This window comes from Alcaligenes sp. LTN-3 (assembly GCF_059735605.1).
Genome location: NZ_JCAPDN010000002.1, coordinates 545,777 through 569,714, shown reverse-complemented (window position 1 = coordinate 569,714; position 23,938 = coordinate 545,777). Strand labels below are relative to the sequence as shown.

Below are 23,938 nucleotides of genomic sequence, written 5' to 3'. Positions count from 1 at the left end.
CTCACCCAGTCCCTAAGCTCAGTCCCTAAAGCACACACGCCTACTAAACAGCAGCCTTACTCAAAGGCGGCGGCTGCTCGGCCCAGGCGGTCATTGACCGCCTGCCAGTCTGGCGTATCCGGGCAACGCTGCACCCAAATATGCTGATACTGGCCTTGGTCCAGACGACGCAACATGGCGTACAAATCCTGGGCATAAAGCTGCGCATCCGGGCTGCACACATACCAGTCGTGTACATCCGCCGAAAAGGGCGGCAAAGAGGCAAAGGCAACAATGGCCTGCTTGCCCCCTTCGGCCAAAGCAGCCTGCACCGTTGGCGCACTGCTTTCATCAAATAAAGACAAAGGGGTACGCGGCGCATAATGCGCTTTCAAGCTGCCCGACACTTGTGGGGCTTGTTGATCCGGACTGGCGGGTTCGTAGCCGATGACCTCGGCAATCATGGCTGCCGTGATATGGCCGGGCCGCAACAGCACCGCACCCACGCCTTGATGGGTACGCGAGACGTCCACAATGGTGGACTCGATACCCACTTCCGACGGGCCCGCTTCCACAATCAGCAGTTCCTCTGCGCTCATGTCCGCAAATTCATCGCGCACATGCTTGGCGGCCGTAGGCGATACCTGACCAAACTTGTTGGCCGAAGGCGCCGCCACACCGGCCTGACCGCTGGGCTTGAGTTCCGCCATGCGCTTGAGCAAGGCTTGAGCCACCGGATGGGAAGGACAACGAATACCAATGCTGCTTTGTCCGCCACTGACCGTATCCGGAATAGCCGGATTGCGCGGCAAGATCAGCGTCAACGGACCGGGCCAGAAGGCATCCATCAATTGCTGCGCCACGGGCGGAATATCCGTCACCCAGTAACGCAGGTCAGCACCAGGGGCCACATGCACAATCAAGGGATGATTCGCAGGGCGGCCCTTGGCCTTGTAAATCAGTTGCACTGCAGCCGGGTTTTCTGCATCCGCGCCCAGACCGTAGACTGTCTCAGTCGGAAAGGCCACCAGCCCCCCTTGTGCCAGCACACGGGCGGCTTGCTCTATCTGCTGCTCGGAAGGGCTGGAGGGGGTGTCAGTCATGATCAAAAGCGATGTGCAAAGCGGCGGCAGCTCGGGCAGTGCGCTCGCGCACTTGCTGATCCGACTCGCCCACAATATTCACGTGCCCCATCTTGCGGCCAACACGGGCCTCGGCCTTGCCATACAAGTGCAAGGACACACCAGGCACAGCCAGCAAGGCAGCCCAATCCGGCTCACGCATCTGGCCTTGTTCGTCAAACCAGATATCGCCCAAGATATTGAGCATCATGGAAGGACACAAAGCGCGGGTATCGCCCAAAGGCAAAGCGGCCATCACGCGGGCCTGTTGTTCAAACTGACTGGTGACGCAAGCATTCATGGTGTAGTGGCCGCTATTGTGCGGACGAGGAGCCACTTCGTTGGCCAGCAAACGGCCGTCTTCCAGAATGAAGAACTCCACACACAACACACCCACATAATCCAGCGTACGGGCAATAGCAGCCGCTGCCTGACGAGCCTGTTCGGACAAGGCATCGTCCTGAAACTGGGCACTGATCGTGGACACGGCCAAAATGCCGTCACGGTGCTCGTTACGGGCACATGGGAAGGTTTTGACCTGATCGTCCAGGCCACGGGCTAGGACCACCGAAATTTCGGATTTCAAAGGTTGCAGGGCTTCCAGCACACAGGCCTGGGAGCCGAACTCCTTGAAGGCAGCCAGCGCCTGCTCCCGGTCTGCCACACGCGCCTGCCCCTTGCCGTCGTAACCAAAGCGCGCTGTCTTCAGAATGCCGGGGAACAAGGCGCTGTCAGCGGCCTGCAAATCGTCCAGGCTTTCGATGGCGGCATAGGGAGCCACCGGCACACCGGCCTGCGAAATAAAGGCTTTCTCACGAATGCGATCCTGCACAATGCCCACAGCATCACCGGACGGCGTGACTCGGGTGTGCTGAGCCAGAGTCAGCAAGGACTGCGCCGGGACGTTTTCGAACTCGGTACTGACGGCTTGGCACAGTTCCCCCAGTTGAACCAATGCTTGTGCATCATCGTAGGCCGCACAGATATGCAGATCCGCCACGGCACCGGCCGGGCTATGGGTGTCGGGGTCCAGTACCGCCACTTTATAGCCCAGGCTTTGAGCGCTATGGCAGAACATGCGGCCCAGTTGGCCGCCTCCAATCATGCCCAGCCAGGAGCCAGGGACTAGTAGGACAGCATCAGTCATGGGGGTCATCATCACAAAATAAAATCAGGCAGTGGCAGGCGGAACACGCATCGCGCGGGCGGCCTCAGTCTGGCGGGCACGGTACGCAATCAGTTTTTCAGTCAGGATCGTATCGTTGACGGCCAGATTGGCAATCACGTGCAGCGCGGCATTGGCGGCACCCGCCTCACCGATGGCGAAGGTGGCAACCGGCACGCCCTTGGGCATTTGCACAATCGACAACAGAGAATCTTCACCGCGCAGATAGCGCGAAGGCACGGGTACGCCGAACACGGGCAAGTGCGTCAGGGCCGCCAGCATACCGGGCAAGTGAGCCGCACCGCCTGCACCGGCAATAATGGCTTTCAGGCCACGGGCTGGGGCCTGGGCGCCGTAATCCACCATATCAATCGGCATGCGGTGGGCAGAGACCACGCGGCACTCATAGGACACGCCAAATTCATCCAGAATGGCCACGGCCTGGCTCATGACATCCCAGTCGCTGGAAGAACCCATCACAATACCCACGGTGGGGGTCGCAGGAGTTTGTACGCTCATTAGAGATACGCCCTAAAAGGAAGAAGGCGCCATGCTACCAGGCGCCTTGGTCAATAGAAAAACAGCAGGGTCCATCCAAGGATGGGTTTTCCGGCGAGGCAGACTTTGCTCTGCCCATCGCCCTCCCCCAAAGCCCGGCTCGCTGTAGCAAGTCGTCCACGGACATGAGCCGCTTGGCACCCTGCGAAGGACGAGCAGGCAGCTCGTTGACGATGAGTGCCTGTCCGGGCTGCAAACCGTTCACGCCGTCAGGCGTTCCAGGGCTTCACGATATTTGTCAGCCGTACGCTGGGCCACTTCAACAGGCAAGCGCGGTGCGGGCGGCGTCTTGTCCCAGACCTGGGTTTCCAGCCAATCGCGCACAAATTGCTTGTCGTAGGACGGTGGGCTGATACCTTCGGCATAGCTGTCGGCTGGCCAGAAACGCGAGGAATCCGGAGTCAACACTTCGTCCATCAAATGTAGTTGGCCTTGATCATCCAGGCCAAATTCAAATTTGGTATCGGCGATAAGAATGCCACGGCTGGCTGCATAGTCGGCAGCTTCGGTATACAAACGCAGGGTCACGTCACGGATTTGCTCGGCCAGTTCCTGACCGACTTCCTTGACCACGTGAGCAAAATCCACATTCTCGTCGTGCGAGCCCATTTCAGCCTTGGCCGCTGGAGTAAACAACACGTGGGGCAGCTTGGCAGCCTGCTTCAAACCTGCAGGCAAGGTGATGCCGCAAACCGCACCAGTCGCCTGGTAGTCTTTCCAACCCGAACCAATCAGGTAACCACGAGCCACCGCTTCCACCATGATGGGCTTCAAGCGCTTGACCACCATGGAGCGGCCTTCGACTTGAGCACGCTCCTCAGGCGCCACCACATCAACCGGGTTCACGCCCGTCGTGTGATTAGGGATGATGTGTGCCAGCTTGTTCAGCCAGAATTCGGTCATCTGCGTCAAGACAGCGCCCTTGCCGGGAATGGGGTCGTCCAGAATCACGTCGAATGCCGAAATGCGATCACTGGCCACAATCAACAACTTATCCTCACCCACCGCATACATGTCCCGAACTTTGCCGCGCGCGAGTAGCGGCAAGGAGCTCAGGCTGGATTGATGTAAGGGCTCTTGCACGATTTCATCCTTAAAACGAAAACATCCCGCTGACTATGGATGCAGGCGGGACGACAATCCCGGCGCCTGCGGCACCGGGCAAAGACGCGGAGACCGAGGCGGGCAGTCGTGCTGCCCACTCCTGCCGCCGCCTGACAAAATTACTGAACGATCTGGGACAGCTCGCCGGTGCTGTACTGGCGGGCAATTTCCTGCAAAGGAATAGCCTTGATCTTGGAAGCCTGACCGGCGGCGCCGAACTGCTGGTAACGGGCCACACACACTTTCTTGGCGGCTTCGCGAGCAGGTTTCAGGTATTCGCGCGGGTCGAACTTCTCTGGGTTTTCAAACAGGAAACGACGGATGGCGGCAGTCATGGCCAAACGGATATCGGTGTCGATATTGACCTTGCGCACGCCGTACTTGATGGCTTCCTGAATTTCTTCCACAGGCACGCCGTAGGTTTCTTTCATGTCACCACCGAACTGACGGATTTCCGCCAGCAATTCCTGAGGCACGCTGGAGCTGCCATGCATCACCAGGTGGGTGTTAGGTAAGCGACGGTGAATTTCTTTCACACGCTCGATGGACAGAATGTCGCCAGTAGGCTTGCGGGTGAACTTGTAAGCGCCGTGGCTGGTACCGATGGCAATAGCCAGTGCGTCCAGTTGGGTGCGGGTCACAAATTCAGCCGCTTGCTCGGGGTCGGTCAGCAGTTGGTCCAGGGTCAGAACGCCGTCGGCACCGTGGCCGTCTTCCTTGTCGCCCTGCATGGTTTCCAGAGAACCCAGGCAACCCAGTTCACCTTCAACGGTCACGCCCAGTTTGTGAGCCATATCGACCACTTTGCGGGTCACTTCCACGTTGTATTCAAAGTCGGCAATGGTTTTGCCGTCGGGCAGCAAGGAGCCGTCCATCATCACGCTGGAAAAACCCAGTTCGATGGCGCCTTTGCAAATCTCGGGGGACTGGCCGTGATCCTGGTGCATCACCACAGGGATGTTGGGGTAGGACTCGACAGCCGCTTCGATCAGGTGACGCAGGAACGCTTCGCCTGCATATTTACGAGCACCAGCCGACGCCTGCATGATGACGGGGCTGTCCGTCTCCGAGGCGGCTTCCATAATGGCCTGGACCTGCTCCAGGTTATTGACGTTGAACGCTGGAATACCATAACCGTGCTCGGCCGCATGATCGAGCAGCTGGCGCATGGAAACTAGGGCCATGAGAAGACCTCCTGAAGACGAAAATAATTGAAAAACTTGGCTGGGCACGGTTCGTGTCCAGCCGATTGTTTGTAAGCGTATTAACTGGCGGTCCGGCGCGCCGACTTGGGGCGGAACGCTTGCACCACATGCTCGTGAGTTTGTGCGTAAGGTCCGCCAATCAGGTCGATGCAATACGGGACAGCTGCAAAAATACCCGGCACCAATACTTGTCCGGTTTCCGTATCCCGTAATCCTTCCAGAGTTTCCTGAATGGCTTTGGGCTGCCCAGGCAGATTGATAATCAGAGCAGCGTGGTCCTGAATTTCTCGGATGACCGCAACTTGCCGCGACAAAATCGCTGTTGGTACGAATTTTAAACTGATTTGACGCATCTGTTCACCGAATCCGGGCATTTCGCGCGTTCCCGCGTCCACCGTGGCCTCCGGGGTCACGTCACGACGGGCCGGGCCAGTGCCACCGGTGGTCAAAATCAGATCGCAACCGGCGTCCACCAGCTCGACCAAAGTGCCGGTAATCTGGGCTCGCTCATCAGGAATCAAGCGCTCCAGATAGGCAGGTGCGACCGTCAAGGCGGAATCCAGCCAGCGGCGCAGCGCCGGTATACCTTGATCCTGGTACTGTCCGTTGGAGGCGCGATCCGAAACCGACACCAAGCCGATACGCAATTGATCCGGATGCTCGCGGGGAGACTGTCGATTGAATGTCATGCTTTTCCTTGGAAGCGAAATAAATTACAGGCCCTGAACGGGCCTGCCAACCGCAGGATTGTAACGAATCGCAGTGGGGCTTAAATACAACGGCCGCCATCGACCTCGATGCAGGTGCCGGTCACAAACTCGGCCTCGTCCGAGGCCAGATACAGCGCTGCCGCCGCCACGTCCTTGGGTGTGCAAAAACGGCCCAGCGGAATTCCCGCCAAAAAGCGGCTGCGATTTTCCGGCGTATCGGGCATACCCATGAATTGTTCCAGCAATGCCGTGTCACCAATCACCGGATTAATGCAGTTGACCCGAATATTATCCGGGCCCAATTCGGCTGCCATCCCCTTGCTGATCGTCACCACTGCACCTTTGGTGCCGTTGTACCAGACCAATCCGGGGCGCGGACGCAAAGCGGCGGTGGAGGCAATATTGATGAACGACCCCGAACCTTGAGCCCGCAAGTACGGCACAAAGTGTTTGGCACTCCAGTAAATGCTTTTCACATTGACGGCATAGACCAGATCGAACTCGCTTTCGCTGACCTCCAGCAAAGGCTTGTTGCGGTGTGTAGTGCCTGCATTGTTCACCACAATGTGCAGCCCACCGCACTCACGCAAAGCAATATCCAACAGGGCATGCACTTCGTCCCCTTGCGAGACATCACAAGCGGCAAAAATGGCCTGACCACCCGCAGCCTGAATCTGGGCAGCGGCGGCTTTGCCTTGCTCCTCATTCAGGTCGGCAATCAATACACGCGCTCCTTCACGTGCAAAACGTTGCGCGATACCCAGGCCAAAACCCGATGCACCGCCCGTCACGATAGCCACTTTGTCTTGCAATCGCATCTTTGTCTCCTTCTGCTTTCTATATAAAAAATGGCGGCTTTGCGCCGCCATTAATGAAACCTGTTTAGCGTTCAGCTGCCATGCTGCCAGAAAACCCGGCCCACCACAGCCACGCTTACCCTAGATTCCCTCAAGATCAGTTCGCAGCATGACGCAGCGCAACTGTTTTCAAGGACGTCAGCGCATACAGAGCCTCAAACCCTTTTTCGCGTCCTATGCCAGACTGGCCGGTTCCACCAAAAGGCAGCTCTACCCCACCTGCCGCGCCGTAATTATTCACAAAGACCTGCCCGGCCCGAAGTTGTCTGGCCATGCGTACCTGACGGGCTCCGTCGCGGGTCCAGACCCCGGCCACCAGACTGTAAGGCGTACCATTGGCCATGGCGATCGCGTCCTCCTCGGTGCCGAAAGGCTGAGCGACCAGAACCGGACCAAATATTTCCTCCTGCGCCAGGCGATGATCAACTGGCACATGCCCCAATAAGACAGGCACTTGATAAAAACCACCAGCCGGGGCCTTGGAGTCCAGCTTGCCTTTGGCAAGCACCACAATGCCGTCCTGGTCCAGATTTTCCAGATAGGAGCGCACTCGCGCTTGCTGCTGGGCGCTGATCAGCGGACCGCAATCCAGATTGTCGCTTGCCGCCCCGGTCAGCAAGGCTTTAAAGGCCTCGATCAAACGCTCGGTAAAATCACCATAAATAGCGCGCTGAATCAGCACCCGGCTGCCTGCCGAGCACGTTTGCCCTGCGTTCTGCACAATCGCGTTGACCACGACCGGCAAGGCCGCATCCAGATCCGCATCCGAGAACACGATTTGCGGAGACTTGCCGCCCAGCTCCAAGGTGACTGGCACAAAGTTACGCGCCGCTTGCACGGCTACCTGACGGCCCGTGCCGGGAGAACCAGTGAAAGAAATATGATTGATGTCGGGATGTGCGGACAGGGCCTGCCCCGCCTCGCTCCCCAGCCCCGTGCAGATATTGAGCACACCCGCCGGCAAGCCCGCTTCGTGCAACAACTCGGCCACCCGCAGCAAGGACAGGCTGGCATCTTCCGCCGGTTTCACCACGCAGGTGTTGCCTGCCGCCAGGGACGCGGCCACGCTGCGCCCAAAAATTTGCAAGGGGTAATTCCAGGGAATGATATGCGCGGTAACCCCCAAGGGTTCACGCAAGGTAAAGGCCGTCATTTCCCAGCCCAATGGGATGGTTTGACCGTGCAGCTTGTCCACCGCGCCCGCATAGAACTCAAAATAGCGGACAATGGCAGCAGCATCGGACTGGGCCTGGCGTAAAGGCTTGCCGGTATCGCGGGACTCCAGCCGCGCCAATTCCTCGCGGGCATCAGACAGGGTTCGGGCGCAGCGCAGCAGCAATTGGCTGCGCTGGGCGGCAGTAAGATGGCTCCAGGGCCCCTGACTGGCACGTCGGGCGGCCTGTACAGCCCAATCAATATCCACCTCGGACGATTGTGCTAGCCGGGCAAAGATTTCGCCCGTGGAGGGGTCGATAACCGGTAGCAAACCACCGCCCTCCGCGCCAAGCTGCTGTCCGTCAATCCAATTGCGACACTCCATGACCGCCTCCAATGCTATTGTTATCCCAGCCAATCGAGCTTTGCTCGAGATCATTCTACTCAAGGACTTGCCGCTTTGGACTCTCGACAACGTACTTTGCTCTTAGCGGGCGCTGGCGATCTGGGCACCCGCACCGGTATGCTGGCCCGCCATCACGACTGGCCGGTGATCGGTCTGCGCCGTCATCCCCCTTTGGACGATGACAGCGGGATTGAATGGGTGCAGGCTGATTTAAGTGAGCCCTCCTCCCTGCGCCTGAAACACCGCAAAATCAGCCACGTACTTTACGCTGTCTCCCCCGGCCAGCGTAGTCAGGCTGCTTATGAACAGGTATTTCTGCACGGTCTGGAAAACCTGCTCAACGAACTGGACCTGAAAGCCCTGAAACGCTTCGTCTTTGTTTCATCCACCGCCGTCTACGGGCCAAGCAATGAATGGGTGGACGAGAACTCGCCCACCGAACCGGCACAATTTAACGGGCAAGTGCTGCTGCAGGCCGAGCAGTTGCTGCACCACCGGATTCCAGCCCAGGCTGTCGTCATCCGACCCAGCGGCCTGTACGGGCCAGGACGCACCCAATTACTGGATCGTCTGCGTGAAGGCCGCGCCACCGTGCCAGACGACCCTGAACATTGGGCCAACCGCCTGCATATTGAAGATGCTGCGCGCGCCTGCTGGCACCTGCTACGTGCTCCTGCGCCCTTCCCTTGCTATATAGGCACTGATAGCCGTCCTTACCGGATTACGGAACTGTATGACGGACTGGCTGATTTGCTGAAAGTACCGCATCCCGAACGGCGTCAGTCCAATGAAGGTGGCAAACGCCTGAGCAACCAGCGACTGCTGGACAGCGGCTTTCAGCTGGACTGGCCCGATGCCATGCAAGGGTATGCGCAGTTGATTAAAGATGGGGCGTAAGCGCAGCTCATACTCTATCCCATCCACGTACACAAAGAAGAACATAGCGCCTATGGTGCATCCTTTCCGGACTTTCCAGGTTGTTTTGCAGCGGCTGACGAATTACAGGATCTACCTAAGGCGGCTCAAGAAGCCGTTGAGGCCCATTTCTTCGGCGACAGCTCATCCATTCCTGCTCCGACCACACCTGAAAGCTGGTCTTGGCACGATGACTATAAAGACGGATTTTGGATGATGGTTGATATTGACCTATCCAAAGTCAACAACAAAGCCATTCGCTTGAATATCAGTCTGCCGGAGTCCTTAGTCCACCGCATTGATGCTGTCGCAAAAGCCCAGCATCTATCCCGCTCTGCATTCCTGGCAAAAACTGCTGAACGCGAAATGGCCAATGCCTGAACCATAAAAGCTATGCACACAAAAAAGCCAGTCAACTTGCGTTGACTGGCTTTTTCTTATGCAGCCAAAACTGACTTAAGCCTTGTCTTCCAACGCAGCCACAGCAGGCAAACGCTTGCCTTCCAGGAATTCCAGGAATGCACCGCCGCCGGTGGAGATGTAGTCCACATCCTCACCAATATTGAACTGGGCAATCGCGGCCAGGGTGTCACCACCGCCAGCAATCGAGAAGGCCTTGGAGTCTGCAATCGCGCGTGACAGGGTTTCGGTGCCTTGTGCGAAGGCCGGGAACTCGAACACGCCCAGAGGGCCATTCCAGACCACGGTGCCAGCCTTGGCAATGATGTCAGCGATCTGCTGAGCCGTTTGTGGGCCCACGTCCAGAATCATGTCATCGTCCTGGACTTGATCAGCAGCCTTGATTTCAGCCGCTGCATCAGCAGCAAAGGACTTGGCGCACACCACATCCACAGGGATAGGCACTTCCGCACCGCGCTCTTTCATGATGCGGATCACTTCGCGGGCTTCTTCCAACTGGCTGTCTTCCACCAGGGATTTGCCCACGGACAGGCCGCTGGCCATCATGAAGGTATTGGCAATGCCGCCACCGACCACCAGTTGGTCAACCTTTTCGGCCAAAGCGCGCAGGATGGACAGTTTGGTGGATACCTTGGCACCACCCACAATCGCGACCAGAGGACGTGCAGGCTGATTCAGGGCACGGCCCAAGGCTTTCAACTCGGCTTCCAGCAAGGGACCGGCGCAAGCTACAGGAGCAAAGCGGGCGATCCCTTCGGTAGTCGCTTCAGCACGGTGAGCCGTACCAAAGGCGTCGTTTACGTAAACGTCACACAAGGCTGCCATTTTACGGGCCAACTCGGGATCGTTCTTCTTTTCCCCCACGTTACAGCGGCAGTTCTCCAGCAAGACCACCTGACCGGGCGACACTTGGACGCCATCGAGCCAATTGCGACGCAGCTCAACGGGCATGCCCAACAACTCGGATAAACGTTGCACCACGGGTTCCAGCGAATCCACAGGCTGGCACTCGCCTTCTTTAGGGCGACCCAGGTGAGACGTGACCATCACCGCAGCGCCGGCATCCAGCGCCATGCGAATGGCAGGTACCGAGGCACGCACGCGCGTGTCTTCGGTAATACGTCCGTCTTGCAGAGGGACATTCAGATCAGAGCGGATAAATACCCGCTTGCCTCGCAGCGCGTCCGTTTCGGCCAGCGCAGACAAGGTCTTGATGCTTGTAGACATGGTTTTTTGTTCTGGGAATTAACGTGACAGGGGCGGGAAATCCCGCCCCTGCTATTCAGATCTTACTTGGCCGACATCAGTGCGATGGTGCTGTCGAGCATACGAATGGAGAAAGCCCATTCGTTGTCGTACCAGGCCGCCACTTTGACCATATTGCCGCCGGTAACTTTGGTCAGCAGGGAATCAACCGTGCTGGAAGCGGTGGTGTGGTTAAAGTCGATGGACACCAGAGGCTCGGTGCAGTAGTCCAGAATACCCTTCATGGCGCCTTCCGAAGCTGCCTTCAGAATGCCGTTCACTTCTTCAACGCTGGTGTTGCGGCTGGCCACGAAAGTCAGGTCAACCATGGACACGTTGATGGTAGGAACGCGCACAGCGTAACCGTCCAGCTTGCCATTGAGTTCTGGCAACACCAGACCCACAGCCGCAGCCGCGCCGGTCTTGGTAGGAATCATGCTGCTGGTGGCCGAACGGGCACGGCGCATGTCCTTGTGACGCACGTCGGTCAGGACCTGGTCATTGGTGTACGCGTGGATGGTGGTCATCAGACCGCTGACCACGCCCAGTTCCTTATGCAAAGGAGCAACCAGGGGAGCCAGGCAGTTGGTGGTGCACGATGCGTTGGAGATAACGGTGTCGGTGCTTTTCAGAATGTCGTGGTTCACGCCGTACACGATGGTGGCATCCACATCCTTGCCACCGGGGGCCGAGATGATGACTTTCTTGGCACCGGCTTGAATGTGCTCACTGGCTTTTTCCTTGGTGGTGAACGCGCCGGTACATTCCAGCACCACGTCCACACCCAGTTCAGCCCAAGGCAGGGTCAGCGCATCGCGCTGGCTCAGCAGGCGGATACGGTCACCGTTGACCACCAGGTAGTCGCCATCCAGCGACACATCGGCGTTGAAACGGCCATGCACGGAGTCATAGCGAGTCAGGTGTTCATTGATCTCGGCACCGCCCGAGGCGTTGATGGCCACGATCTCGATATCGTGTTTTTTGCCGTACTCGTAGTGGGCACGCAAGATCATGCGGCCGATACGACCATAACCATTGATTGCGACGCGAATCGTCATGTCAGACTCCAATTACAAAATTTCTTGAACGGCCGCAGCGACCTTCTCTGCTGTCAGACCAAAATGCTTGAACAGGACGCCAGCCGGGGCGGATTCACCGTAGGTATCAATACCCACTACGGCGCCTTCCAGACCCACGTACTTGAACCACAGACCGGTGGTCCCGGCTTCAACTGCAACGCGTGGAATGCCTGGGGTCAGGACCTGATCGCGCCACTGCTTGTCTTGAGCATCGAAAAGGTTGGTACAAGGCATGGACACCACGCGGGTCGCAATCCCTTGCTGAGCCAACTGTTCCTGGGCTTGCAGCGCCAAACCGACTTCCGAGCCGGTTGCCATGATAATGGCGCGCGCATCTTGCGCGTCACGCAGCACGTAGCCACCACGACGGATGTTCTGGATGGTTTGCGCATCGCGTTCGACGAAGGGCAGATTCTGGCGCGACAAGAGCAAGGCGCTAGGACCGCCGCTCTGTACGTCCATGCCGATGCTGGTAGGACGCTCGACCGAACATGCCCAGGCCACGGCAGTTTCCGTGGTATCACAAGGACGCCAGACGTGCAGGTTGGGGATCAGGCGCAGGCTGTTGGCGTGTTCAATGGACTGGTGTGTAGGACCGTCTTCGCCCAGACCGATGGAGTCGTGGGTAAAGACGTGCACAACGCGCTGCTTCATCAAGGCAGCCATACGAATGGCGTTACGCGAGTAATCGGAGAAAGTCAGGAAGGTGCCGCCAAAAGGCAGGTAGCCACCATGCAGGGCGAGACCATTCATGATGGCGGCCATGCCGAATTCACGCACACCGTAGTTGATGTGGCGACCAAAATGCAGACCATCAGCGTGAGCGCGAACCGCTTCGGCCCCTTTCCAGTCGGTGAAGTTCGAGCCGGTCAGGTCAGCCGAGCCGCCCAGCATTTCTGGCAGCACATTGACCAAGGCGCTGATGGCCAATTGCGAGGCTTTACGCGATGCAATGGTTTCGGCCTTCTGAGCGGTTTCTTCAATAAAGGCCTGGACTTTGGCGCTGTAGTCAGCAGGCAGTTCGCCTTTCAGACGACGGGCCAGTTCGGCGGCCAGTTCAGGATAAGCCTGGCTGTAGGCGTCAAAACGCTTTTGCCATTCGGCTTGCTGAGCACCACCTTTTTCGCGGCCATCCCAGCCTTGGTAGACTTCCTGAGGGATTTCAAACGGACCGTGGTTCCAGTCCAGTGCAGCACGGGTGGCAGCGATTTCATCAGCGCCCAGTGGAGCACCGTGGACTTTCTCGGAACCGGCGGCATTAGGAGCGCCCTTGCCGATCACGGTACGGCAGCAAATCAGGGTAGGTCCCGTGCCCTCTTTCGCGTTGCGGCGAGCCTGTTCAATCGCGCTATTGATCGAAGCGGTATCGTGGCCATCAACCGCGCGAATCACGTTCCAGCCGTAGCTTTCAAAGCGGGCGGGAGTGTCATCACCAAACCAGTTCTCGACCTTACCGTCGATAGAGATGCCGTTGTCGTCGTACATCACGACCAGCTTGGAGAGCTTCCAGGTACCGGCCAAGGAGCAAGCCTCGTGCGAGATACCTTCCATCAAACAGCCGTCGCCAGCGAAAACCCAGGTCAGGTGGTCGACCACATCGTGGCCTTCGCGGTTGAACTCGCGCGCCAGCAAGGCTTCAGCCAGTGCAAAACCGACCGCGTTACCCAAACCCTGGCCCAAAGGACCCGTGGTGGTTTCCACGCCAGCGGTAATACCCACTTCAGGGTGGCCCGGAGTGCGCGAATGCATCTGACGGAAGTTGCGCAGCTCGTCCATGGGCAGGTCGTAGCCGCTAAGGTGCAACAAAGCGTAGATCAGCATGGAACCGTGGCCGTTTGACAACACAAAACGGTCACGATCAAACCAGGCAGGGTCGGCAGGGTTGTGTTTCAGGTGCCGGGACCAGAGAACCTGGGCGATATCGGCCATGCCCATGGGCGCACCGGGGTGGCCCGAATTAGCTTGTTGCACGGCATCCATAGACAAGGCACGGACGGCATTGGCTAGGGTTTTATCAGAGGCTGACGCAATATCCATTAGAAGCTCATTGGGGCGGCGGCGCGACAATTCCGGCAAGCGGACGGCTCACGACCCTGATTAGTTTATAAAACGCGCTATTTTAGCATTGCTGGCGCTAAATCGCCCCCACTAGAGCTGGGGCCTTGTGCTTTCTCCCCCAAGCCCGGGTACGGTATGCTTGTGCGGTTTTTTATGCTTGATGGTGTCTTGATATGGCAGCTCCCCGCTTCTACCACCCCTTGGGCCTGACGGCCCAGACCGAGATCGCCCTGCCCGAGGCACTGGCGCATCATGCCATCCGGGTGCTGCGTTTAAAGGACGGCCAGGACATCGTCCTGTTTGACGGACTCGGGACTCAATACCCCGCCACCTTGCGCATTGATGGCAAAAAAGGTTTCGCCGCCCTGGGCGCTGCCCAAACACCGGTCCGCGAGCTGGCCGGTCGCATTACCGTCCTGCAAGGCATTGCCTCCAGCGACAAGATGGACTGGATTATCGAAAAAGCCGTGGAAATGGGCGTCAGCCGCCTTGTGCCGATTCGCGCGCAACGCAGCGTACTGCAACTGAATGCGGAGCGGCAGGCCAAACGCATGGGCCATTGGCAAAGAGTGATCGAGTCGGCCAGCGAGCAATGTGGTCGCAACCGCTTGATGGAACTGTCTGCGCCGCTGACATTGGCCGAGTACTTTCGCGAGGCTGAAACTGGCCTGCATCTGTTTTGTGATCCCGATGCGCCCCTGCAACTGGCGCAGGCCATTGGACCGCAGGATCAGGCCATGACGATATTGATTGGCCCCGAAGGCGGTTGGTCGCCCGAAGAGCAAAAGGTGGCACTGGGTGCCCAGGCTCGGGCGATTCGTTTCGGGCATCGCGTGCTGCGAACCGAAACTGCCGCCTTGGCGCTGACAGCAGCGATCAGCGCCTTGCAAGGCTGGGAATAAAACCGATAACTTATTCCTCGTCCTGGCTGGAGTAGGAAGCAGGCGTCTCGCCCGGTTCGGGGTCAGGGTGCTTGCCAGCGTGTAGAACGACACAAACAAAACGGCGCTCGTTGTTCGAGGCCCAGGCATGTACATCTTCACACACGCCCAAAATAGCCTGAGCGTCTTTTTCCAATGCGGGATCACCACTGTGCAGATTGTCCAGCCACAGGGCCAGGCCTGCTTTCTGGTCCAGCACGGTGTCACACAGGCAATCGTAGAGCGCATCCAGATTGCCACCAAAAAACTCAGGGTAATCGACAGCCTTGGCGACTGCTCGCAGCACAGCGGAACGATTGCGCGCACGATCGCAACTTACTTCCAGGGCGGTAAGCCCCTGGTCCTGTGCCTGCTCCAGAAAATCAGCAGCCGTCAGGCCCGTTGCGTCGAGCACGCCGCCTTGTTGCAAAGCCTCTTGCAAAGTCAGGGATTGGCTCATCAGGACGCTTCCTTAAAAAACGCTAATACTTCTTCACGACGACTCATGGTATCGGTCTTTCCTAACTCGATCAGCTCTTGGGTATAGCCGGACTCGAATAACAAATATGAGATTAATGCACCGCCTGTGGTCGGACCGGACTTTGAAGATACACCAAGTACTCGAAATAGGGTACGTGCAGCAGTTGGCATCTGATGAATATGCCGAGTGGCAATTTCATCCAGCGAGCGGCTGGGAGTGATGGCAAACGTGCTGACAGGACGCAGCGATTGGCTTTGTAATACATTTGCAGGCATATAGGCAAGCAATGTATTGATGCGTTCCATACGCTCAATATCCGTTGACACACTATCGAGGAATATGTTGGATAAGGCATAGCCACTGATCTGCGCCAAAGAGGGATAGGGCGGATCCTTGCACTCTTGCTCGTGGTAGGTGTTGTCCGCGTATCCCGTCCCTACAATCAGGACCTTACGCGCCCCCAGATGAATCGCCGGGCTGATAGGGGCCAACTGACGCATCGTCCCGTCCCCACACCACTGGGTTTGCTTGCCTACCCGCAAGGACTGGGCCGGAAACATGAAGGGAATCGCACTGGAAGCCATCAGGTGATCCACCCCGATCACACCGGGGATGGCTCGGCGCAGATTACGCGTCCAAGGGCGAATACGCTCGTCACATTGATAAAAAGTCAGGTGCTCACCCGTGGTGTAGGCAGCCGCCGTAATCGCCAACGCCCCCAGGTGCTGTTGAGCCAGATTGCGCTGCAAACGATCAAAGTCCAGATTGTCTTCCAGCAAGTCGCGCAGCGGCGAATTGTCCAGCATGGAGTGCGGCACATGGTCACGCAGACGCGGGGCCAGCCAGCCCAAAGCCAGCGTAGCCACCCAGTGCGCACTGGTGGCCAGCAACTGCAACGGGTCGGCATGAAAAATATCGTTAGTGTGCAACGAGCCCCACAGCTGTTGTATATGGTCGACAGCCTCGTGAGGCTTGTCAGCACGGCAAGCCAATCCGGCAGCATTGATGGAGCCTGCCGAAGAGCCACAAATAATATCGAAAGGGTTACGAAACTGAGGGTTGCGGTCCGGGTCCAGCAGTTCCAGCAAACCAGCCAACACCCCGGCCTGATACGCGCCGCGCGCCCCGCCCCCATTCAAGATCAATGCCACGGAAGCGGGAGAGCGCTGGATCATGACAGGTATCAGCCTTCAGTAGCAACGTTGGCATCGACCACCGTGACCGCCGTCATATTGACGATACGGCGCACCGAGGAGGTGGACGTCATGATGTGAACCGGTGCCCGTGCCCCCAACAAGAAGGGACCGATCGCCACGTTGCCACCGGCCGCCGTCTTGAGCAGGTTGTAGGCAATATTGCCCGCTTCCACGTTGGGGCAGACCAGCAAGTTCGCCTCGCCAGTCAGGGCCGAGGTGGGCAGGATTTGATGGCGGGCCTTTTCATCCAGCGCGCAATCGCCGTGCATTTCCCCGTCCACCTCCAAACTGGGATCGAGCTTGCGCACGCGCTCCAGCGCACCACGCATGGTGACCGCCGCGGGCGAATCATTGGTCCCGAAGTTCGAGCTGGACAGCAACGCCACCTTGGGTTCGATATTGAACTGGCGCATCTTGCGAGCCGCCGCCAAGGTGATCTCGGCCACCTGATCCGAATCGGGATCGTGGTTGATATGCGTATCGGTCAGGGCCACGCTGCGCTCACTGAGCAGCAGAATATTCATGGCGGCATAGGTTTTGACGCCGGGGGCTTTGCCAATTACCTGATCCACCAACTCCAAATGGTTTTCGTAACGCCCCACCGTGCCGCAAATCATGCCATCGGCATCGCCCAGGTGCAGCATCATGGCGCCGATCAAAGTCGGACGACGACGCATTTCAACACGTGCCATCTCTTTGCTGATGCCACGACGCGACATGATTTCCCAATAGCTGGTCCAGTAACGGTGAAAACGATCATCCTGCTCGGGGTTGGTCACTTCCACATCAATGCCTAGACGCAGGCGCAGGCCGTAGCGCTCAATACGTTGCTGCAGGACAGCGGGACGGCCCACCAGAATGGGGCTGGCCAGCCCTTCGTCCACAATAATCTGTACGGCACGCAACACGCGCTCGTCCTCGCCTTCGCTGAACACCACACGCGACTTGGCGCCGTCTTGCACCAGGCCACGGGCCAGCGAGTAAATCGGCTTCATGAACGAGCCGGACTTGTAGACGAACTGACGCAGCTGATAGATGTAGCTGTTCAGATCCGCAATCGGACGGGTCGCCACGCCCTCTTCCATGGCCGCTTTGGCAACCGCAGGAGCGATACGCATAATCAGGCGCGAATCAAAAGGGCGGGGAATAAAGAAGGACGGACCGAAAGACACTTCTTCCAGACCATAAGCGGCAGCAACGCCTTCATCCTGCTCTTCACGTGCCAACTGACAAATGGCCAGCACAGCGGCTTTTTCCATGCCGCGCGTAATCGTGGTGGCGCCCACGTCCAGTGCGCCACGGAAGATATAAGGGAAGCACAGCACATTATTGACCTGGTTCGGATAATCCGAACGGCCAGTTGCCATAACCACATCATCACGCACGGCGTGAGCATCTTCAGGCAAGATCTCGGGGTTCGGATTGGCCAAGGCCAGGATCAAGGGCCGGGGAGCCATTTTCTTCAGCATCTCGGGCTTGAGCACGCCACCGGCGGACAAGCCCAGAAACACATCGGCCCCATCAATCACGTCACTCAAAGTACGGGCGTCGGTCTGTTTGGCAAAGCGGGCCAGCTCGGGCACCGGATTACCGGGACGGCCTTCGTACAACACGCCCTCAATATCCGTCACCCAGATATTTTCCAGCGGCAGCCCCATATCAATCATCAGGTCCAAACAAGCCAGCGCGGCAGCACCTGCACCCGAGGTCACTACTTTGACCTGCTTAAGGTCTTTTTCCACCACGCTCAGGCCATTCAGAAAGGCAGCTGTCACGCAAATTGCGGTGCCATGCTGGTCGTCGTGAAAAACAGGAATGCTCATGCGCTGGCGAAGCTTGCGCTCTACCTCGAAACACTCGGGCGCTTTGATGTCTTCCAGATTGATGCCGCCAAAGGTCGGCTCCAGGCCTGCAATAATATCGACCAGCTTGTCAGGGTCGGTTTCATTGATCTCGATATCAAACACATCCAGACCGGCAAAGCTCTTGAACAGCACGGCCTTGCCTTCCATAACCGGTTTGGCAGCCAGAGGGCCAATATTGCCCAGGCCCAGCACCGCAGTGCCATTGGAAATCACTCCAACCAGATTACCCCGACCGGTATAGCGAAAGGCATTTTGCGGGTCGTTGACGATTTCCTCGCAAGCAGCCGCAACCCCGGGCGAATACGCCAGCGCCAGATCCCGCTGGTTAGAGAGTTGCTTGGTCGGCGTGACCGATAACTTTCCGGGCCTGCCCTGCTCATGATATTCCAGAGCTGCTTTCCGAAAATTGGCGTCCATGCTGTATACCTACCAAAAAATCCATTTAAAACGGACCGGGATCGCCAGAAAGCGGCCATTGCCTGTCAGCGTGAATTCAAACCAGCGCGTGGCTTGATACGCTAAATGCTGTTCTTGTCTCCGAAACCCCGATCGCCTTGCCTGGCCCTCAAGGCCAAAGCAAGGACCATTCTAGCCCTTGAGTTACAAGCTGGGTCAAGCGCAGGCCAGGACAAACTTACAGCGTCTGGCCTGGGTAAGAAAACCGGTCAGTAGGATCAAACAACGCCTTGATACGGCTATCCACATCCTGAGCCTGCCAGGATTGCTCCTGATTCGGCCAGGACCAGTCTTGCGGGTCCGAGCCGCTTAACACAGCCTCATCCAGCACCAGCCATTCCACCCAGGCCAAATCACCGCCGTGGCCTAGCATTAAATGAGCCAGATTGATGCCCTCGCCTTCAACCGGTTCCAGCGCGTCCAGCCTATAGCGGCAAGGCCATTGCTCTTGTCGCAGGGCCTGGGTGTCCGACTCGCCCATCAACTGGAACAAGGCAGGAATCAATTGCTGCATGCGCAGGCTATCAAGGGGATTGCGATTGTCCTGTCCAAAAGGGCCCAGGGCCGCTTGCGTGTTGTCCGCCAGAATGACTGAACAATGCAACACACCTGACAAGGCCGTGCGACCACTGGGCCAATCATGCTGACGCCGGTCGGCCAACCAGGCAGCGACGGTCATGCCTGCCGGGGCATTGGCCAGACCTTGAAAACCTTTGGCTTCCATCTCGCCCAGCAGACAGCCGGGCTGAACAAACCAGCGATTGGAGTTCGGTTCCAGACGGTCACAGCGGGCCATCTGTCGGCCTGGGGCCAGGACTATCATGGGGTCATCGGTTTCACTGGCCTGCGGCACGCCTTCCAGACACACCGTCACGCCGTACTCGGCCGCCAGCGTCAACACCATATGCACGTCCGCACTGGAAGCGGGCTCCAGACGAGCCTGCTCGTGATGCGCTTCAGTGCCAAGTTCGGACCACTGGCCCTGCACTCGGGCTTTCAGGCGCGAACAAAATGTCTGCCAAGCCGTCTGGGGAGGACGACGCCCCATCAAAAATGCACGCCGCGACGAAGAAACCATAGACTTTTCCTGCAACAAACCTAAACTTGAGTCTCACTGGCCCGCCGGTTTGCACCCCTACTGGGCACACGCACACGCCACAGCCACCTGACGCCCTTTTGAGCAAGGTCCTACAATACACTTTTTACCCGAGATTTGCCGCATGTCCCGCCTCGCCCGTCGTACCGAACACGTTCTTCCCTTTCACGCTGTTGAACTCTTCAAACAGGCCAATGCCTTAAAGGCCACTGGCCGCGACATCATCAGCCTGGGCATAGGCGAGCCGGACTTTACCGCCCCGCAAGCCGTGGTCGATGCACTGCATCAGGCCAGCAATCAAGGTTTAGGCCAATACACCGCCCCTGCCGGTCTGACCGCTCTACGTGAACGCATCGCCCTGTATTACGAGCAGCAGTTCCAGGCCCGTGTCGACCCCTCGCGTATTGTGGTCACGGCGGGCGCATCGGGTGCCCTGTCTCTGGCTACGCTGGCCCTGATCAATCCCGGTGACGAAGTACTGATGCCCGATCCGTCCTACCCAGCCAACCAGAACTTCATCATGGCCGCTGGCGGCACAGCCCGCCTGATTCCCGCATCGGCAGACGAACGCTTTCAGCTAAGCGCCCAGCATATTCGTGAACACTGGGGTCCCAAGACCCGTGGCGTTCTGATTGCTTCGCCCAACAATCCCACTGGCGCGACGATTTCCCGCCCTGCCCTGCAAGAACTGATCAAGGAAGTGCGCGCCCGTGACGGCTTCATCATCATGGACGAGATTTATCTGGGTCTGTTTTATGAAGAAGCCCCCCTGAGCGCCCTGACCTTGGATCAGGACATTATTGTGATCAATAGCTTTTCCAAGTACTTCCACATGACGGGCTGGCGTCTGGGCTGGTTGATTCTGCCCACCTGGATGACCGAAGCCTGCGAGCGCATGGCCGCCAGTCTGGCAATCTGCGCCCCCTCCCTGGCCCAACATGCCGCCCTGGCCTGCTTCGAGCCGGAAACCATGGCCATTTATGAAGAGCGTCGTCTGGCCTTTAAACAGCGCCGTGATTACCTGCTGCCCGAGCTGGAGCGTCTGGGTCTGCGCGTGCCCGTACGCCCGGATGGCGCTTTCTATATTTATACGGATATTCGCGAATACAGCCAGGACAGCGATGCCTTCTCGCAGCAACTGCTGCACGAGGCGGGTGTGGCGGCGGTGCCGGGCCGGGACTTTGGTACGGCCCATGCGCCTTATACCTTGCGTCTGTCCTACGCAACCGGCATGGATCGCCTGCAAGAAGCGATCAGCCGTCTGGGGCAGTTTCTGGGCCGCTAAGCCCAGCCTCTTTTCCGTCTGTCGGGCGATCAAGCCCGATTCCATAAAAGTATTTCGGGCCGCAAGGCCCGATTTCTTTTTCTATCCAGACTGCTTAGCGTGCCCGAATCGGAATACCCGAGGCCAAGGCAATACGACGGCGTTCAGCCAGTACCTTCGCGCCATAACCACCATCGCTAGGACCGGTGGCTCCCACATAACAGGCCAACCCCCCCTCCAAAGACCCACGGCGACGGATGCAGTCCGACAGAATCTGCCCGCCCACCCGAATATTCGCTTCCGGGCTAAGCACGGCCAGCGTGCCTTCCATATAGATATCAAACTTCTCTTTATGGACTTTGGTCATCACCTGCATCAGGCCCTGCGCACCCACATGGCTTTCTGCATAGGGGTTGTAGCGCGACTCAATGGCAATCACCGCCAGAATCAGTTGCGGGTCCAGGTTCTTTTCCTTGCCCACAATAAAAGCGGTGTGAATCAAAGCACCCGCCACCGAATAGGCAATCTTGTACTTGCGCGCCAGGTAACTGCGCAAAGCCTGCTGCTGAGCCGCCGTGACGCCGGCAATAGGCTGCCCGGTGACCGACGCACGCAGATTCTTCATGAAGCCCTGATAGGTAGAGACCGCTTGCTGCTGCTCCGCCTGACTCAAGTCTTCGCCTCCTTCCGACAGGTTGGGCTGAGTTTTATCCGCAGGCCAGACTGCCTGGCTGTACGCATCGTATTTCAGCGCCTCAGGGCGCAGGGTTTGCACGAGACCGGTGTAAAGCTGGTTAAACTGAGCGCGCATCGATGGCACAACCACACAAGCTGCGATCGTGACCAGTACGGCAATGCCCAGGTACATGGCACATACGTGCACGAACTCGCCGATGCGATACGTCAGGGTGCGGGCCGAGCGACTAAGTACATAGTCCATATCTTGGAAGCCCATGGGATCATCCTTAGTATTGCTAACTGCCCGATGTTAACCTTAGAACCTGTTCAAGGTCTTAACCAAACATATCTGCAAGCGGAGCCCCGTTCTTCTGTGAAATACCGTGACTTGAGAGACTTTATTGCCCAGTTGGAAGCCAAGGGCGATCTGAAGCGGATTACGCAGCCAGTTTCCACCTCGCTGGAAATGACTGAAATCAGTGACCGGGTACTACGTGCCGGTGGTCCGGCGCTTTTGTTTGAGAACGCCCAGCATCAAGGCGCTAAAGCTGCCATGCCTGTCCTGGCCAATTTGTTCGGTACGCCGCAACGCGTCGCCTGGGGTATGGGCGCGCAGGATGTGTCGGCATTACGCGACACTGGCGAACTGCTGGCCAATCTGAAAGAGCCGCAAGCGCCCACCGGAATGCGCGATGCGCTGTCCAAAGTGTCCATGCTCAAGTCCGCCCTGTGGGATATGAGCCCCAAGAACGTTCGCTCTCCCGCTTGTCAGGAAGTAGTGCTGGAAGGCAAGGATGTGGACCTGAACCAGATCCCCTTGCAACTGTGCTGGCCCGGCGACGTGGCCCCCTTGCTGACCTGGGGCTTGGTGATTACCAAAGGCCCCCATGCCAAACGCCAGAACCTGGGCATTTATCGCCAGCAACTGATTGGCCGCAACAAGCTGATCATGCGCTGGTTGTCCCACCGAGGCGGGGCGCTGGATTTCCGCGATCACGCCCTGACCAACCCCGGCAAACCCTTCCCGATTGCTGTGGCTCTGGGCACTGACCCTGCAACTATTCTGGGTGCAGTCACCCCCGTGCCTGATAGCCTGTCCGAATACCAATTTGCCGGTTTGCTACGCGGCTCGCGCACCGAAGTGGCCAAAGCCTTGGGGAGCGACCTATCCGTGCCCGCCTGGGCCGAGATTGTGCTGGAAGGCCATATCCTGCCCAGTGATCACCCGGAGGCTCTGGCCCCCGACGTGCCCGAAGGCATGAAACCGCCCGCAGACAGCAGCTATGAAATGGCACTGGAAGGCCCTTACGGCGACCACACCGGCTACTACAACGAGCAGGACTGGTTCCCGGTCTTTACCGTCGAGCGCATCACGATGCGCCGTAATCCGATTTACCACAGCACCTACACTGGCAAACCACCCGATGAACCTGCCGTTCTGGGTGTGGCACTGAACGAAGTCTTTGTGCCCCTCCTGCGCAAGCAATTGCCTGAAATTGTGGATTTCTACCTGCCACCCGAAGGCTGCAGCTATCGCCTGGCCGTCGTGTCGATTCGCAAGCAATACGCAGGCCATGCCAAGCGCGTGATGTTTGGCGTCTGGAGCATCTTGCGCCAGTTCATGTACACCAAGTTCATCGTCGTGGTGGACGAGGATGTGAACACGCGTGACTGGAAAGAAGTGATCTGGGCCATGACTACCCGTATGGACCCGGTGCGCGACACCGTGCTGGTGGAGAACACACCTATCGACTATCTGGACTTTGCCTCGCCGGTCTCGGGACTAGGCGGCAAGATGGGCATGGATGCCACCAACAAGTGGCCCGGAGAAACCCAGCGCGAATGGGGTACGCCTATCAAGATGGATGAGGCCACCAAGAAAAAAGTGGACGATATGTGGGGATCGCTGGGGCTGTAAACCAGAACGCACCTTCATCCGGCGCATTCAACAACAAACAAAGACCATCACCGCAAGGGTGCATGGTCTTTGTTTTATTCAGCTCAT

Annotated in this window: 21 protein-coding genes; 5 read left to right on the top strand and 16 right to left on the bottom strand. The window is 58.0% G+C overall.

Going from position 1 to position 23,938, the window contains the following annotated elements; genetic code table 11:
• Positions 1-56: 56 nt before the first annotated feature.
• From AC6I6N_RS11000 to AC6I6N_RS10965, 8 genes are all read right to left on the bottom strand, one after another.
• Positions 57-1,082 (bottom strand): L-threonylcarbamoyladenylate synthase, encoded by a 1,026-nt coding sequence (locus tag AC6I6N_RS11000; RefSeq protein WP_497943507.1) that lies wholly within the window; start codon positions 1,080-1,082, stop codon positions 57-59.
• The gene (locus AC6I6N_RS10995; protein ID WP_094198263.1) at positions 1,075-2,247 is read right to left on the bottom strand and encodes a 5-(carboxyamino)imidazole ribonucleotide synthase; all 1,173 of its coding nucleotides are present in this window, start codon (positions 2,245-2,247) and stop codon (positions 1,075-1,077) included. Before AC6I6N_RS10995 ends, AC6I6N_RS11000 begins: the two co-directional genes overlap by 8 nt.
• 24 nt (positions 2,248-2,271) lie before the next feature.
• Positions 2,272-2,784 (bottom strand): 5-(carboxyamino)imidazole ribonucleotide mutase, encoded by a 513-nt coding sequence (gene purE, locus AC6I6N_RS10990; RefSeq protein WP_162496909.1) that lies wholly within the window; start codon positions 2,782-2,784, stop codon positions 2,272-2,274.
• Between the two features lie 240 nt (positions 2,785-3,024).
• A complete protein-coding gene (locus tag AC6I6N_RS10985; protein WP_108728050.1) occupies positions 3,025-3,906 on the bottom strand; it encodes a phosphoribosylaminoimidazolesuccinocarboxamide synthase in 882 nt (293 codons plus the stop codon).
• Between the two features lie 140 nt (positions 3,907-4,046).
• Positions 4,047-5,111 (bottom strand): class II fructose-bisphosphate aldolase, encoded by a 1,065-nt coding sequence (gene fba, locus AC6I6N_RS10980; protein ID WP_094195714.1) that lies wholly within the window; start codon positions 5,109-5,111, stop codon positions 4,047-4,049.
• 80 nt (positions 5,112-5,191) lie between these two features.
• Positions 5,192-5,821, bottom strand: a complete 630-nt coding sequence (gene mog / locus AC6I6N_RS10975) for a molybdopterin adenylyltransferase (RefSeq protein WP_497943506.1) — start codon at positions 5,819-5,821, stop codon at positions 5,192-5,194.
• Positions 5,822-5,901: 80 nt separating this feature from the next.
• Complete coding sequence (locus tag AC6I6N_RS10970; protein ID WP_094195712.1) at positions 5,902-6,660, bottom strand: SDR family oxidoreductase; 759 nt, start codon at positions 6,658-6,660, stop codon at positions 5,902-5,904.
• A gap of 136 nt (positions 6,661-6,796) precedes the next feature.
• Positions 6,797-8,239, bottom strand: coding sequence for an aldehyde dehydrogenase family protein (locus tag AC6I6N_RS10965; RefSeq protein WP_108728052.1), 1,443 nt, complete (start codon positions 8,237-8,239; stop codon positions 6,797-6,799).
• Between the two features lie 75 nt (positions 8,240-8,314).
• Between AC6I6N_RS10965 and AC6I6N_RS10960 the strand changes: the two genes are divergently transcribed.
• Both AC6I6N_RS10960 and AC6I6N_RS10955 read left to right on the top strand, forming a co-directional pair.
• Entirely contained in the window at positions 8,315-9,157 is an 843-nt protein-coding gene (locus tag AC6I6N_RS10960; RefSeq protein WP_230019045.1) for an NAD-dependent epimerase/dehydratase family protein, read from the top strand.
• A 9-nt stretch (positions 9,158-9,166) separates the two neighbouring features.
• Positions 9,167-9,556 carry a type II toxin-antitoxin system HicB family antitoxin gene (locus tag AC6I6N_RS10955; RefSeq protein WP_125277051.1) on the top strand — a complete coding sequence of 130 codons (390 nt, stop codon included), beginning with the start codon at positions 9,167-9,169 and terminating at the stop codon, positions 9,554-9,556.
• Between the two features lie 75 nt (positions 9,557-9,631).
• Here AC6I6N_RS10955 and AC6I6N_RS10950 read toward each other — a convergent pair whose 3' ends face one another.
• The 3 genes from AC6I6N_RS10950 to tkt form a co-directional block, all read right to left on the bottom strand.
• Positions 9,632-10,822 carry a phosphoglycerate kinase gene (locus tag AC6I6N_RS10950; protein WP_275263375.1) on the bottom strand — a complete coding sequence of 397 codons (1,191 nt, stop codon included), beginning with the start codon at positions 10,820-10,822 and terminating at the stop codon, positions 9,632-9,634.
• 62 nt (positions 10,823-10,884) lie between these two features.
• Positions 10,885-11,898 carry a type I glyceraldehyde-3-phosphate dehydrogenase gene (gene gap, locus AC6I6N_RS10945; RefSeq protein ID WP_094195708.1) on the bottom strand — a complete coding sequence of 338 codons (1,014 nt, stop codon included), beginning with the start codon at positions 11,896-11,898 and terminating at the stop codon, positions 10,885-10,887.
• 12 nt (positions 11,899-11,910) lie between these two features.
• Positions 11,911-13,956, bottom strand: coding sequence for a transketolase (tkt, locus tag AC6I6N_RS10940; protein WP_497943505.1), 2,046 nt, complete (start codon positions 13,954-13,956; stop codon positions 11,911-11,913).
• Positions 13,957-14,150: 194 nt separating this feature from the next.
• Here tkt and AC6I6N_RS10935 point away from each other — a divergent pair, with 194 nt between their 5' ends.
• The gene (locus AC6I6N_RS10935; RefSeq protein WP_108728056.1) at positions 14,151-14,879 is read left to right on the top strand and encodes a 16S rRNA (uracil(1498)-N(3))-methyltransferase; all 729 of its coding nucleotides are present in this window, start codon (positions 14,151-14,153) and stop codon (positions 14,877-14,879) included.
• Between the two features lie 10 nt (positions 14,880-14,889).
• On the opposite strand, the gene AC6I6N_RS10930 is transcribed toward AC6I6N_RS10935, so the two are convergent.
• The 4 genes from AC6I6N_RS10930 to AC6I6N_RS10915 form a co-directional block, all read right to left on the bottom strand.
• Positions 14,890-15,357, bottom strand: coding sequence for a barstar family protein (locus AC6I6N_RS10930; RefSeq protein WP_009455142.1), 468 nt, complete (start codon positions 15,355-15,357; stop codon positions 14,890-14,892).
• Positions 15,357-16,553, bottom strand: a complete 1,197-nt coding sequence (locus tag AC6I6N_RS10925) for a patatin-like phospholipase family protein (protein WP_125277053.1) — start codon at positions 16,551-16,553, stop codon at positions 15,357-15,359. The genes AC6I6N_RS10930 and AC6I6N_RS10925 overlap by 1 nt, the downstream gene beginning before the upstream one ends.
• A gap of 8 nt (positions 16,554-16,561) precedes the next feature.
• Positions 16,562-18,856, bottom strand: a complete 2,295-nt coding sequence (locus tag AC6I6N_RS10920) for an NADP-dependent malic enzyme (protein ID WP_497943504.1) — start codon at positions 18,854-18,856, stop codon at positions 16,562-16,564.
• 217 nt (positions 18,857-19,073) lie between these two features.
• Complete coding sequence (locus AC6I6N_RS10915) at positions 19,074-19,973, bottom strand: hypothetical protein (RefSeq protein ID WP_125277055.1); 900 nt, start codon at positions 19,971-19,973, stop codon at positions 19,074-19,076.
• Positions 19,974-20,115: 142 nt separating this feature from the next.
• Between AC6I6N_RS10915 and AC6I6N_RS10910 the strand changes: the two genes are divergently transcribed.
• Positions 20,116-21,276, top strand: coding sequence for a pyridoxal phosphate-dependent aminotransferase (locus AC6I6N_RS10910; protein WP_094195702.1), 1,161 nt, complete (start codon positions 20,116-20,118; stop codon positions 21,274-21,276).
• 94 nt (positions 21,277-21,370) lie between these two features.
• On the opposite strand, the gene AC6I6N_RS10905 is transcribed toward AC6I6N_RS10910, so the two are convergent.
• On the bottom strand, positions 21,371-22,210 hold the full coding sequence (locus AC6I6N_RS10905) for a lytic transglycosylase domain-containing protein (protein ID WP_094195701.1): 840 nt from the start codon (positions 22,208-22,210) through the stop codon (positions 21,371-21,373).
• Between the two features lie 96 nt (positions 22,211-22,306).
• On the opposite strand from AC6I6N_RS10905, the gene AC6I6N_RS10900 reads away from it, so the two are divergent.
• Positions 22,307-23,851 (top strand): UbiD family decarboxylase, encoded by a 1,545-nt coding sequence (locus AC6I6N_RS10900; RefSeq protein WP_497943503.1) that lies wholly within the window; start codon positions 22,307-22,309, stop codon positions 23,849-23,851.
• Positions 23,852-23,938: the final 87 nt, after the last annotated feature.